This window comes from Burkholderia sp. 572, from assembly GCF_040545135.1.
Taxonomy (GTDB): Bacteria; Pseudomonadota; Gammaproteobacteria; order Burkholderiales; family Burkholderiaceae; genus Burkholderia; species Burkholderia cepacia.
On record NZ_JBEPLH010000042.1, the window covers coordinates 25,984 to 39,061 of the forward strand.

At 67.1% G+C, this 13,078-nt stretch carries 13 protein-coding genes; 8 read left to right on the forward strand and 5 right to left on the reverse strand.

Annotation, left to right across the window (positions count from 1 at the left end):
- Positions 1-23: 23 nt before the first annotated feature.
- The 8 genes from ABIC51_RS39665 (at position 24) to ABIC51_RS39700 (ending at position 6,859) form a co-directional block, all read left to right on the forward strand.
- On the forward strand, positions 24-725 hold the full coding sequence (locus tag ABIC51_RS39665) for a YoaK family protein (RefSeq protein ID WP_027788930.1): 702 nt from the start codon (positions 24-26) through the stop codon (positions 723-725).
- A gap of 316 nt (positions 726-1,041) precedes the next feature.
- The gene (locus ABIC51_RS39670; protein WP_027788931.1) at positions 1,042-2,163 is read left to right on the forward strand and encodes a porin; all 1,122 of its coding nucleotides are present in this window, start codon (positions 1,042-1,044) and stop codon (positions 2,161-2,163) included.
- Positions 2,164-2,538: 375 nt separating this feature from the next.
- Positions 2,539-2,763 (forward strand): hypothetical protein, encoded by a 225-nt coding sequence (locus tag ABIC51_RS39675; protein WP_027788932.1) that lies wholly within the window; start codon positions 2,539-2,541, stop codon positions 2,761-2,763.
- A 244-nt stretch (positions 2,764-3,007) separates the two neighbouring features.
- Entirely contained in the window at positions 3,008-4,366 is a 1,359-nt protein-coding gene (gene gor, locus ABIC51_RS39680; RefSeq protein WP_354007051.1) for a glutathione-disulfide reductase, read from the forward strand.
- 196 nt (positions 4,367-4,562) lie between these two features.
- Positions 4,563-4,688, forward strand: coding sequence for a hypothetical protein (locus tag ABIC51_RS39685; protein WP_255221839.1), 126 nt, complete (start codon positions 4,563-4,565; stop codon positions 4,686-4,688).
- 326 nt (positions 4,689-5,014) lie between these two features.
- Positions 5,015-5,686, forward strand: coding sequence for a CsgG/HfaB family protein (locus ABIC51_RS39690; protein ID WP_182670311.1), 672 nt, complete (start codon positions 5,015-5,017; stop codon positions 5,684-5,686).
- Between the two features lie 56 nt (positions 5,687-5,742).
- The gene (locus ABIC51_RS39695) at positions 5,743-6,174 is read left to right on the forward strand and encodes a DUF4810 domain-containing protein (RefSeq protein WP_027788934.1); all 432 of its coding nucleotides are present in this window, start codon (positions 5,743-5,745) and stop codon (positions 6,172-6,174) included.
- Between the two features lie 10 nt (positions 6,175-6,184).
- Positions 6,185-6,859, forward strand: coding sequence for a DUF799 domain-containing protein (locus ABIC51_RS39700; RefSeq protein ID WP_027788935.1), 675 nt, complete (start codon positions 6,185-6,187; stop codon positions 6,857-6,859).
- A 146-nt stretch (positions 6,860-7,005) separates the two neighbouring features.
- Here ABIC51_RS39700 and ABIC51_RS39705 read toward each other — a convergent pair whose 3' ends face one another.
- From ABIC51_RS39705 to ABIC51_RS39725, 5 genes are all read right to left on the reverse strand, one after another.
- Entirely contained in the window at positions 7,006-8,307 is a 1,302-nt protein-coding gene (locus tag ABIC51_RS39705) for an NAD(P)/FAD-dependent oxidoreductase (RefSeq protein WP_060197848.1), read from the reverse strand.
- Between the two features lie 24 nt (positions 8,308-8,331).
- The gene (locus ABIC51_RS39710; protein ID WP_322078597.1) at positions 8,332-9,636 is read right to left on the reverse strand and encodes an NAD(P)/FAD-dependent oxidoreductase; all 1,305 of its coding nucleotides are present in this window, start codon (positions 9,634-9,636) and stop codon (positions 8,332-8,334) included.
- 112 nt (positions 9,637-9,748) lie between these two features.
- Positions 9,749-11,314 (reverse strand): DUF3138 family protein, encoded by a 1,566-nt coding sequence (locus ABIC51_RS39715; RefSeq protein ID WP_027788938.1) that lies wholly within the window; start codon positions 11,312-11,314, stop codon positions 9,749-9,751.
- Positions 11,315-11,432: 118 nt separating this feature from the next.
- Positions 11,433-12,272, reverse strand: a complete 840-nt coding sequence (locus ABIC51_RS39720) for an ABC transporter permease subunit (protein WP_354007052.1) — start codon at positions 12,270-12,272, stop codon at positions 11,433-11,435.
- On the reverse strand, positions 12,269-13,078 hold an 810-nt coding region (locus ABIC51_RS39725), incomplete at its 5' end, for an ABC transporter permease subunit (protein WP_354007053.1). The genes ABIC51_RS39725 and ABIC51_RS39720, both read right to left, overlap by 4 nt.

Genomic DNA, 13,078 nt, shown 5'->3' on the forward strand with positions numbered 1-13,078 from the left:
CGCGAATCTTCACGGGAGGCTCGATGGATCTCGACGGCGCCAGCCGCAATCTCACTGTCGCCGCGTTGCTGACGCTGTCAGGCGGCTACCTCGACGCATACACGTACGTGGGCCACGGCCACGTGTTCGCGAACACGATGACGGGCAACGTCGCGCTGCTCGGCATCAACGTGTCGGCCGGCGAATGGGCGGCCGCGCTGCACCACGTGCCGCCGCTCGGCGGCTTCGTGGTCGCGGTGTTCGTCGCGCACCTGCTCGGCCTCGCCGCGCAGCGCGGCTGGATGCGGCATACCGCATTCGCGAGCCTGCTCGTCGAGATCGCCTTTCTCGGCGTCGCCGCGAGCGGGCTCGTCGGCGCGTCGAGCGCATGGCTGATTCCGGGTATTTCGTTCGTCGCGACGCTGCAGACGCTGTCGTTCACCCATCTCGAGGAACTGTCGTACACGTCGGTGATGACGACCGGCAACCTGCGCCGCGCCGCGCAGAAGCTGTTCGTCGGGCTGATCCCGCGCTACGACGCGGGTGCGCTGCACGACTCGGCGCTGCTCGCGACGATCAGCTTCTGCTTCCTGGCCGGCGCGGTGATCGGCGGCCTCGTCACGCGGCTCGTGCCGGAGCTTGCGCTGTGGGGCGCCGTGCTGCTGCTCGCCGGTGCGTTCGCGGAGATCCTCCGGCGTGCCTGGCGCCGGCGCGAGACGCCCGGCGAGCCGTCGTCGGCGGCGTGACGGCGCCGCCCGCCGGCACTTCCGGCCGCCTGCCCGTTCCCCCGCGCCTGCGGGGCGATGCTTACAGAGCCGACATCCCGTCAGCCGCGTGGCCGGAGGATGCCGTGCGGCATCCGACGCCCGCCCGGCGCGCCTCGCGCGCGCGGCGTTGTGCGCGGGCGACAGTTCCGCCGTTACCGCGCATTTCAATTTCTTTCAGCGATTGCAGTCGTCATATGATTCAGCCCACATCGCGCGCGCCAAGAACGCGAGCGATCGCCACCCGGCTGCGCACGCGGCCGGCCATGAACGGAGACACCTACAAACAGGAAAGCTCATGAAGCAGACCACACGACTCGCAGCCATCGCAGGGGGCGCCGCGCTCGCATTTGCCAGCCAGTACGCGGCCGCACAAAGCTCGGTCACGCTCTGGGGCGTCGCCGACGCCAGCATTCGCTACCTCACCAACGCCAACGCCAAGAACGACGGCCTGCTGTCGATGACCAACGGCGCGATCACGAACAGCCGCTTCGGCATCTACGGCACGGAAGATCTCGGCGGCGGCCTGAAGGCCGTGTTCAACCTCGAAAGCGGCGTGAACCTGCAGAACGGCGCATTCGCCGACAGCGGCCGCCTGTTCAACCGCGCGGCGTACGTCGGCCTGCAGAGCCCGTACGGCACGGTGACCCTCGGCCGCCAGAAGACGCCGCTGTTCGACCTGCTGTCGGACACCTACGATCCGCTGACGGTCGGCAACTACCTCGAAAACGCGTGGCTGCCGGTCGCACTCGGCGGCGGCCTGTATGCGGACAACCAGATCAAGTACACGGGCAAGTTCGAAGGCCTGACCGCGAAGGCGATGTACTCGACCGGCACCAACTACGAATCGACCGGCGCCGGCGGCTTCTCGGGCCAGATCCCGGGTTCGCTCGGCAAGGGCAATGCGTGGGGCGTGTCGCTGTCGTACGTGATGGGCCCGCTCAGCATCGCGGCCGGTGCGCAGCAGAACAGCGACAACTCGGCGCGCAAGCAGACGATCTACCACGCGAACGTCGTGTATGCGTTCAGCAAGGCGAAGATCTACGCGGGCTACCTGCGCTCGAAGGACGACACGGGCTTCGTCGACAGCCTGCTCGCCCAGCAGTCGATTCCGGTCGCGAAGGGCACCGGCCGGATCGACGACGGTCCGTTCGCGGGCGTGAGCTGGCAGGTCAGCGCACCGCTGACGCTGACGGGCGCGTTCTACTACGACCACATGCGCAATGCGATGACCACGAACGGCACGCTCGCGAGCGGCAACCGCTACGCGATCGTCGGCATCGCCGAGTACGCGCTCAGCAAGCGCACGGAAATCTACGGCACCGTCGACTTCAACAAGACGAACGGCGCGGCGAACGTCGAACTGCCCGGCCGCAGCAACCAGACCGGCATCGCGATCGGCCTGCGCAATATCTTCTGACGAACGTCGGAACGCATGCGCCGGCAGTCGTCCGGCATGCATCGAAGGGGCGCCGCGAGGCGCCTCTTTTTTTTCGTCATGCGACCTTCATACGCGCGCACGACTATTCGGCGAATGCTCCATCACGAGACCCCCGCGCCGTAAGGGAACCGTCGGCAATCCAGAACATACTTTTACAGTGCGCGCGAAGCCTTTCCGCTACGCTGCGTGCATCGCCCGTTGCGTGCCGCCAGGTTCGCGCGTGCGTCGTTCCGGTCACGCTCGGCGAGCGCGGCCGGCCTGGTGCGTAATTTGTGTATCCGGTGATGACAATCGCGGTTCGCCGGTTTTTTTCGTGGGACGATGCGCTCACGATTTTCTTGAAAGGGGATGACGATGGGTATCCTGAACACCGTGGGTGAAATCGCCGGCGCAATCGCCGCCGTCGAAGGCGCGGAAAAGCTGGATCCGGATGCGGGCCTGCTGACCAAGGCGGCAGCCGCCGTCGCCGGCTTCAAGGGCGCGGAAGCGATCGAAGGCATGCTCGAGAAGAAGGAAGAGCAGCCGCAGCAGGCAGACGACACGCAGGCGACGGACGGCAGCGACACGTCGCAGGCATGAGCATGGCGGCTGGTCCGGCCGTGGGCGCGCCCTTCGCGCGCCCGGCCGGGCCGGTGCCGCGCAGCCGGCAGGTCGGGCATGCGGTCGATCGGTGACGCATGGCACACCCGGCAGCTGGTTTGACCGGCGAGAGGCAACGTCTCTCGCCGTTTTTTATTGGGCGTGCGCGCGGCGGCACCATGTGCCGCAAGAAATCCGGAATCTTGCTATCGTGCCTGCATCCGAACTGCGATGAGGCAATGCGATGGATTTCGACTACGACCTGTTCGTCATCGGGGCCGGCTCGGGCGGCGTGCGGCTTGCGCGCATGTCCGCGTCGTACGGTGCCCGCGTCGGCATAGCGGAAGAAGAGCAGATCGGCGGCACCTGCGTGCTGCGCGGCTGCATCCCGAAGAAGCTGCTCGTCTACGCATCGCACTATCCGCACGAAGTCGAGGACGCGAAGGGCTTCGGCTGGACCTTCGGCGCCGGCACGCTCGACTGGCCCGCGCTGATCGCCGCGAAGGATCGCGAGATCAACCGGCTCAGCGACATCTACATCAACCTGCTGCGGCAATCGGGCGTCGAGATGCACGCCGGGCGCGCGACGCTCGTCGATGCGCACACGGTCGCGATCGGCGAACGCACGATCCGCGCGCGCCACATCGCGATCGCGACCGGCTCGCGCCCGTCGATGCCGGCGCGGCCCGGCATCGAACATGCGATCACGTCGCGCGAGGCGTTGTCGCTCGCCGCGCGGCCCGCACGCATCGCGGTGGTCGGCGGCGGTTATATCGCGGTCGAGTTCGCGGGCATCTTCAACGGCTTCGGCAGTCACGTCGACCTGTTCTATCGCGGCGAGAAGATCCTGCGCGGCTTCGACGACGACGTGCGCCAGTTCCTCACCGACGAGATGACGAAGCAGGGCGTCACGATCCACGCGCGTGCGGTGGTCGAGTCGATCGAACGCGCGGACGACGGCACGCTGAGCGTGCGCGTCGGCGATGCGCGGCACGGGCCGTACGATCAAGTGCTGTATGCGACCGGCCGTGTGCCGAACGTCGACGGGCTCGGGCTCGAACAGGCGGGCGTGATGCTCGACGCACGTGGCGCGATTGCCGTCGATGCGTATTCGGCGACGTCGGTACCGTCGATCCATGCGATCGGCGACGTCACGTCGCGGCCGCAGCTCACGCCGGTGGCGACGCGCGACGGCGCGTTGCTTGCCCGCACGCTGTTCGGGGGGGCGCGTGTCGCGACGGATCACGAATGGGTGCCGTCGGCGGTGTTCAGCCAGCCCGAGGTCGCGACGGTCGGTCTCACCGAGGCGACCGCGCGCGATCTTTACGACGGCGACGTCGACATCTATCGCACGTCGTTCAAGGCGCTGCGCCACACGCTGTCGGGCCGCGACGAGCGCACGCTGATGAAGCTCGTCGTCGCGCGCGACAGCCAGCGCGTGGTCGGCGCGCACATGGTCGGCCGCGATGCGGGCGAGATCATCCAGGGGATTGCGATCGCGATTCGCGCGGGCGCGACGAAGGCGCAGTTCGACGACACGATCGGCATTCATCCGACCGCGGCCGAGGAGTTCGTGACGATGCGGCAGAAGGTGGCCGACTAGCGGGCGCGGATGCGCGCGCGTTCGTACGTGCGCGCGGCAGGATTGCCGGAATGCATCGTGACCGGCGAACCCGTCGGGTGCGGTAAAGGCAGCCGGATTTCGGTGATTATTCTCGGGATATGGGTAATGCGGATGGGCGGTACGGACAATATATCTTGATATTGCCGGATTCGAGATCGATCGCCGGAGACAACAAATGAAAATCGGCACGCTGCGTCCACATGCCTGCAAAGCCCCTGTCGGCGAGGAATTGCGCCGATTCGACCGCGCGCGTCGGATAAGTAAGAAAATCGTCAACTATTATCAAGATTCCTCATCTTGATAAGCAGGCTTGATATGATCGCGAAAAATCATATACGGGGCCGATCATGCGCGATCAACAGCGCAGTAACCAGAATAACGGTGTAGCCGGCGCGCGCGAGCCTGTCGCGTACCGCGCCGCGCATCCGCATGTCGTCGCAACGCACGGGTTGCGCGCCCCTTTCACTCATCTACTGCCACCGCCGGTGCGGCGATGAACGCGCGTGCGTCCATCGCGCCGATGCACGCATCCCCGTTCGCACCGCAACCGTTTCGACCGCCGGGTCGTTTGCGAGCCGGCGTGCCCGTTCCGGGCCATCTTTCCACACAAGGAGACCAACAGTGAACATTCAGACACGACGCACCGTCCTCGTGGCGGCGGCGCTCGTTGCGGCGCTGTCCGGCTGCGCGACCGAATCGTCGCGCACGCTCGATGTGCCGGCCGTGAGCAGCGCGCAGAAACCGTACGCGGGCAAGCCCGTCGCGATCGCGGTCGGCAAGTTCGACAACCGCTCGAGCTACATGCGCGGCATCTTCTCGGACGGCATCGACCGCCTCGGCGGGCAGGCGAAGACGATCCTCGTCACGCGCCTGCAGCAGAGCCGCCGCTTCAACGTGCTCGATCGCGAGAATCTCGACGAGATCAAGCAGGAAGCCGGCTTCATGAAGAAGGCGCAGGCCGTGAAGGGCGCGAACTACGTGGTGACGGGCGACGTGACCGAATTCGGCCGCAAGGACGTCGGCGATCACCAGCTGTTCGGCATCCTCGGCCGCGGCAAGACGCAGGTCGCATACGCGAAGGTCAACCTGAACATCGTCGACACGACGACGTCGGAAGTCGTCGCATCGAGCCAGGGCGCGGGCGAGTTCAGCCTGTCGAACCGCGAGGTGATCGGCTTCGGCGGCACCGCCGGCTATGACTCGACGCTCAACGGCAAGGTGCTGGATCTCGCGATCCAGGAGGCCGTGAACCATCTCGTCGACCAGGTCGACGCCGGCACGCTGAAGGTGCCGCAGTAAGCGCCGTGCGCGACACGCGCTCGACGAATCACTCACTCATCGAAAGAGACAAGACCATGAAACGGGGAATCTGGCTGCCGGCGACGGCGGCCGCCATGCTGCTCGCGGGCTGCGCGGCGCCGACCACGCCGCCGCTCTATCAGTGGAACGGCTATCAGCCGCAGGTGTACGAATACTTCAAGGGGCAAAGCTCGCCGCAACAGCAGATCGATGCGCTCGAGAAGGCGCTGCAGGAGATCCGCGCGAAGGGTAACAAGCCGCCGCCCGGCTTCCATGCGCATCTCGGGATGCTCTACGCGAGCGTCGGCAACGGGCAACAGGCCACGCAGTCGTTCGAGGCCGAGAAGGCGCTCTTTCCGGAATCCGCGCCGTACATGGATTTCCTGATGAAGAAGAAGGCCGTGAATCCGCAGGCCGCGAACCCGAAGGCCGCCGACCAGACGATCGCCGGCCGGAAGCAAGCCGATCCGACTCCCGCCCAACAGTAACGTGCGTGCCATGATCAAGACACTTTCATTCAAGCTGCTGTCCGTGCTGTCGCTCGTCGCGCTGCTGAGCGCATGCGCGCAACCCGTCAAGCGTCCCGACTACACGGCCTTCAAGAAGAGCCAGCCGCGCTCGATCCTCGTGCTGCCGCCGGTCAACGAGACCACCGATGTCGGCGCGACCTACGGAGTGCTGTCGCAGATGACGCAGCCGCTCGCCGAGTCGGGCTACTACGTGGTGCCGGTCGCGGTGATGGACGAGACCTTCAAGCAGAACGGCCTCGCGAACGCGGCCGAGATCCAGAACACGTCGCCGGCGAAGCTGCGCGAGATCTTCGGTGCGGATGCCGCGCTCTATTCGAAGATCACGCAATACGGCTCCGTCTACCAGGTGGTGGACAGCACGACGGTGGTCGCGGCGTCGGCGAAGCTCGTCGACCTGAAGAGCGGCGACGTGCTGTGGCAGGGCGAGGGCCGTGCGACCGGCAAGGAGGTCGGCAACTCCATGAGCGTCAATGCGTTCGGTGTCGTCGGGATGCTGGTGCAGGCGGCCGTCAAGCAGGTCGCGCATTCGCTGACCGACGAAGCGCACGATGTGGCCGGGCTGACCAGCAGCAGGTTGTTGTCAGCGGGGCCGCCGAACGGGTTGCTGTACGGGCCGCACTCGCCGAAGTACGGGACTGACTGACCCGCGCGGATGCAGCGGCTTCGGCCGGTCGGGCAGGCCAGGTCGCCTGCCTGCCGCGCCGGCGCCGCGACATCCGGCACCAGGCGGCCGCGTTCGCGCGGCCGTTTTGCATGGCGGGCGGCGGCGCTCGCCGCCCGCGCCGCCGCTCAATGCACGCCGAACGCGTCGAGCAGCCGGTACCAGCTCATCGCGAGCACGAGCGCCGGCGTGCGCAATGCCTCGCCGCCCGGGAAGTCGCGATGGCGGATCTTGTCGAACAGGTCGAAGCGGCTCGCCTGCCCGTCGATCGCCTCGGCGATCAGCTTGCCCGCGAGCGCGGTCGTGTTCACGCCGTGCCCCGAGAAGCCCTGCGCGAAATACATCGTCGGCGCGATGCGGCCGAAGTGCGGCGCGCGGTTCATCGTGATGTCGACGAAGCCGCCCCACGCGTAGTCGACCTTCACGTCCGCGAGCTGCGGGAACGTCTTCAGCATGTCCGCGCGCATCGCCGCGGCGAGATCGCGCGGCTCCCGCGTCGAATAGCTGACCTTGCCGCCCCACACGAGCCGCGTGTCGGGCGCCGGCCGGAAATAGTCGAGCACGAAGCGGCTGTCGCAGATCGCCGCGCGCGCCGGCATCAGCGCGGCGGCGCGCGCTTCGCCGAGCGGTTCGGTCGCGATCACGTAGGTGCCGACCGGCATGATCTTCTTCGACAGCGCGGGCGCGAGCGTGCCGACGAAGGTGTTGCACGCGAGCACGACGAAGCGTGCGCGCACGTTGCCGCCGCTCGTCTCGACGACATGGCCGCCCGCGACGTCGCGCACGCGCGTCACGCAGCTGTCCTCGTGGATGCGCACGCCCGCACCGATGGCCGCGCGCGCGAGGCCGAGCGTGTAGTTCAGCGGATGGAGGTGGCCGCTGTCCGGGTCGTACAGGCCGCCGCAATAGCGGTCGGACTGCACGTAGTCGCCGAGTTCGTCGGCTTCGACGAAGTGGAAGCGGTCGTAGCCGAAGCGCTTCGCGGCCTCGTCGCGCCAGCGCTTGAGCGAATCGGCGTCGCGTTCGGTGTTCGCGGCGGTCAGGTAGCCGGGCACCAGCGCGCAGTCGATGTCGTGTTGCGCGATGCGCGACTTCACGAGCGACAGCGTTTCGAGCCCCATGTCCCAGATGCGCTTCACGTCGCCTTCCGGCATGAACTGCGCAAACGTATCGATATCGCACGCGAACCCGCCGATCAGCTGGCCGCCGTTGCGGCCGCTCGCCGCCCATCCGACCCGCGACGCTTCGAGCACGGTCACCGAATGGCCGCGCTCGGCGAGGTTGAGCGCGGCGGACAGGCCCGTGAGGCCCGCGCCGATCACGCACACGTCGGCATCGATCGTGCCGGCGAGCGGCGCGTGGCGGGTCGTATCGTTGGCGGTCGCCGCGTAGTAGGACGCGACGTGCGGCTGGTTGGCGAATGTCTGCATGGTCAGGAGGACGGATAAATGGGCTTAGAACAGCTCGCGTACGCGGTGGTACAGCATCCCGAGCTCGAGCGCGGGTTGCCGCCACGCGTCGCCGCCGGGGAAGCGCCGGTGGCGCATGCGTGCGAACAGGTCGAACGCGCGCGTGTCGCCCGCGATCGCACCGGCAACCGCGCGTCCGGCGATGCCGGTGAGCGCGACGCCGTGCCCGCTGAAGCCCTGGACGTAGAAGAAGTTCGGATCGAGCGCGCCGAAATCCGGCGCGCGGTTGCGCGTGACGTCGACGAAGCCGCCCCACGCGTGGTCGACGCGCACGTCGCCGAGCTGCGGGAACACGCCGACCATGCGCCGCCGGATCGTTTCGGCGAGCGTGGCGGGTGACGCGCCGGCCGAATTCGCGCGGCCGCCGAACAGCATCCGGTGGTCGGCCGACAGCCGGAAATAGTCGAGGAAGAAGTTGTTGTCGCACACGGCCTCGCGCTGCGCGATCAGTGCATCGGCGCGTGCCTGGCCGAGCGGCTCGGTCGCGATGATGTACGACGCGATCGGCGCGATGCGTGCAGCCGTCGCGGCCGGCAGCACGCCGCCCGGGCCCGCGTTGCAGCACGACACGACGAAGCGGCAGCGCACGTCGCCCGACGGCGTGCGCACGACGGGCCGCGCGCCGCGCACGACGTCGAGCGCGGGTGTGTGCGCGTACAGCGCGACGCCTTCGCGCCGCGCGGCTTCGGCGAGGCCGAGGCAGTACTTGAGCGGATGCAGGTGGCCCGACAGCGGATCGTAGACACCCGCGAGATAACGCGTCGACGCGATGCGCGCGCGGATCGCGCCGGTGTCGAGCCACGACAGCGACGGATGGCCCCAGCGCCCGGTCGCGGCGTCCATCCACGCGCGCAGGTCGTCGATGCGGCGCGGCTTCGTCGCGACCGTCAGGTAGCCGCGCGTGAAGTCGCAGTCGATCCCGTAACGCGCGATCCGCTCGGCGATCAGCGCGACGCCGTCGAGCGACAGCGACCACGCGGCGCGTGCGCCGTCGGCGCCGAGCTGCCGCTCGATTTCCTCGTCCTTCGCGAAGCCGGTGATCGCCTGCCCGCCGTTGCGGCCCGACGCGCCCCAGCCGGGACGGTGCGCATCGATGACCGCGACCGACAGCCCGCGCGCGCGGCAGTCGAGCGCCGTCGACAGGCCGGCGAAGCCGGCGCCGATCACGCAGACGTCGACGTCGATCGTGTCTTCGAGCACTGGGTCGTCGGCGGCCGGCCGCACGGCCGTCGCCTCGTAGTACGAGTCGCGCGCGAGCGCATCGGCGCGGCGGGTGAAAGACTGCGTCATCAGACCGACTCCCTCGTTGCGGCCGGCACGCGATGCGCGATGCATCGTGCGGCGGCCGGTAAAAACGGCGCGGGACGCCGTGCGCGCGGCACGGCGTCCCGCGTGTGCTGCGTCAGAACGAATAGATGAACTGCGTCGCGAGCAGGTCGTTGGACTTGCCGTACGACCCGTCGTTGCGCAGGAACACCTTGTTGTTCGCCCAGTCGTGCCGGTATTCGACCTTCACGGTGATCTGCTGGGTCGGGTAGAACAGCAGGTCGAGCGCGACGTCCTGGCGTACCGCCCCCTTGCACTCGAAGCCCAGGCCGCCGCCGGCCTTCGACTGCGCGAGGCAGTCCGCGTCGACGCCGAAGCCGTTGCTCGGATCCATCCCGTTGCCGTTCAGCGCGATGCCGCCGCCGCCGCCGCCGTTCTTCGAGTTGGCGAGCAGGTCGTAGCGCAGCGTCACGCCCATGCGGCCGACCACCGGCGCGTTGAACTTGCGGTGCGCGAGCAGCGACAGGCCGTACCACTGAGCGAGCCCGCCGTTGAACGCCGCATGCTGCTGACGGCCGTAGTCGACTTCCGCGTTGTACTGAATGTCGGCGAGCGTGTAGGTCGCGTCGAGTTCACCGAAGAAGAACGAACCGTACGCGCTCGGTGCCGCCCCGCCCGGGCCATAGTTGGCGTTGCCGTTCGCATCGAGCGCGCTTGCGAGCGTCTGCCGCCCGATGTTGAACGACCCGCCGATGTCGAGCGCGCTCGACCACGTGTAGTCCGCGCGCGCGGTGAAGGTCGGCACCTTGTTGCTGGTCGTGATCGGGTCGCCGAGTGCGTTGGTGCCCTTCTGCGTGACCGAACCGTACGTGCGGTACTGCTCGTTGCCGAGGAAGAACTTCCACGCCCAGTTGCCCTTCGTGTAGTTCGCGCCGATACCGACGTAGCTGCCCGGATCCGAGAAATCGTACAGCAGGTTGTGCGTGAGCGTGAGCATCTGGTTCGACTGCTGCACCTCGTAGCCGCCGAAGCTCGGGATCAAACCGGCGACGAGTGTCGTCTCGGCGGTGATCGGCACGTTGATGACCGCCGTGTTCAGCAGGTTGTCGGTGATCGAGCCGCGCGAGTTCTGCAGCAGCGTGATGCCGTTGCCGCGGTTCGGCATCAGCGTGATTTCCGCCGACGGTGCCATCGGGCCGACGCCGAAGGTCTTCTTGATGTCGAGGTAGAGATCGCCGAACGTGCTGTTGAAGTAGTTGTACGCGTTCTCGTGGTTCGCGAACAGGAACGACGACGTACCGGCCGCGCGGTTGTAGATGTAGGTCGGGTCGATGTAGCCCGTGACCGACAGGCCGGCCAGCGGGCCCGTGTTGGCCGCGTCCGTCAGCGAATCGACCTTCAGCTGCTGGTTCGCGATCTGCTGCTTCATTTCGCCGACTTCGTCGTTGGTCAGCGTCGCCTGCGCCTTGCCGTAGTCCGGCGAGCCCGGATCGACGGCCACGGCGACCGGCGCGGCCTTCGTGCCGGCCTGGGCGGTCGCGGTGCCGCCCTTCGCCGAAAGCTGCGCCTGCATCGCCTTCATCTGCTTCTGCAGCGCCGCGACCTGCGCCTGCAGCGCCTTGATCTCGGCGGATGTCGAGTCGGCCAGCGCGATGCCCGGCAACGCGCCGGCCACCAGCAGGCAGATCAGTTTCTTCTTCATTGCGGATTCTCCTTGTCGTGCGCCTGTCAAATCGGGATCGAATCGCGCGCCCCCCCCCTGGGGCAGCGCGCCTTGCTTGTCTGCACTGCTTGTTATCTTCGAAGCCGGAGGTGCGTCGTCACGCCACCGCGAACGCCGCCTTCATGTCGGCCACGCGGCGCCGCTCGCGCGCGATCATCGTCCGGTTCACGACGATCACGCCGATCGTCACGGCCGTGATGAACAGCGTCGCCAGCGCGTTCATCTCCGGGTTCAGTCCCAGCCGCACACGTGAGAACACCACCAGCGGCAGCGTCGTCGACCCCGGCCCCGACAGGAACGCCGACAGCACCAGGTCGTCGATCGACAGCGTGAACGACAGCAGCCACCCCGACAGCAGCGCCTGCGAGATTAGCGGCAGCGTCACCACGAAGAACACCTTCAGCGGCGTCGCGCCCAGATCGAGCGCCGCCTCCTCCAGCGACTTGTTCATCTCCTTCACGCGCGACTGCACGATGATCGCCACGTACGACACGCACAGCATCACGTGGCCGATCCAGATCGTCACCATCCCGCGCCCCTTCGGCCAGCCGAACATCTGCTCCAGCGCAACGAACAGCAACAACAGCGAGATGCCCTGGATCACTTCCGGAATCACCAGCGGCGCGTTGATCATCCCCGTGTACAGCGTGAAGCCCTTGAAGCGGCCGAAGCGCGCGAGCACGAAACCCGCCCACGTGCCGATCACGACCGACGCGGTGGCCGTCAAGAGGCCGATCTTCAGCGACAGCCACGCGGCGCTCAGCAGCTCGTCGTCGTCCAGCAGCGCGCTGTACCACTTCAGCGAGAAGCCCGACCACACCGTCACCAGCTTCGACTCGTTGAACGAGTACACCACCAGGCTGATGATCGGGATGTACAGGAACAGGAAGCCGAAGGCGAGGACGCCCGTCGACAGCGGTTTGCTCGGCTTGATCATTTCGCGTCCTCCAGTTCCTTGACCTGGTAGTACTGGAACAGCGCCATCGGCACCAGCAGCAGCATCACCATCGCGACCGTCACCGCGGACGCCATCGGCCAGTCCATGTTGTTGAAGAATTCATCCCACATCACGCGCCCGATCATCAGCGTGTCGGCGCCGCCCAGCAGTTCCGGAATTACGTACTCGCCCACCGCCGGGATGAACACCAGCAGACTGCCGGCGATGATCCCGTTCTTCGACAGCGGCAGCGTGATGCGCGTGAACGCGACCCACGGCTTCGCGCCGAGGTCGTACGCGGCCTCGAGCAGCGTGAGGTCCATCTTCACGAGGTGCGCGTACAGCGGCATCACCATGAACGGCAGGTACGAATAGACCATCCCGATGTAGACGCCCGCGTCGCTGTGATAGAGGCGCAGCGGCGTGTGGATGATGCCCAGCGCGATCAGCGTGTGGTTCAGGAGGCCGTCGTCCTTCAGGATCCCGATCCATGCGTACACGCGGATCAGGAACGACGTCCAGAACGGCAGCATCACGGCCATCATCAGCACGTTGCGGCGGTTCGGTTCCGAGCGCGCGATGTAGTACGCCATCGGATAGCCGATCAGCAGGCACAGCACGGTCGACACGGCGGCCATCTTCAGCGAGCTGAGGTAGGTCGCGATGTACAGGTCGTCCTGCAGCAGGAACGCGTAGTGCGACAGCTGCAGTGCGAAGTGCACGACGCCGTCCTTGATCTCGACGAGCGACGTGTACGGCGGGATGCCCATCACCTGGTCGGCGAAGCTGATCTTCAGCACCAGCAC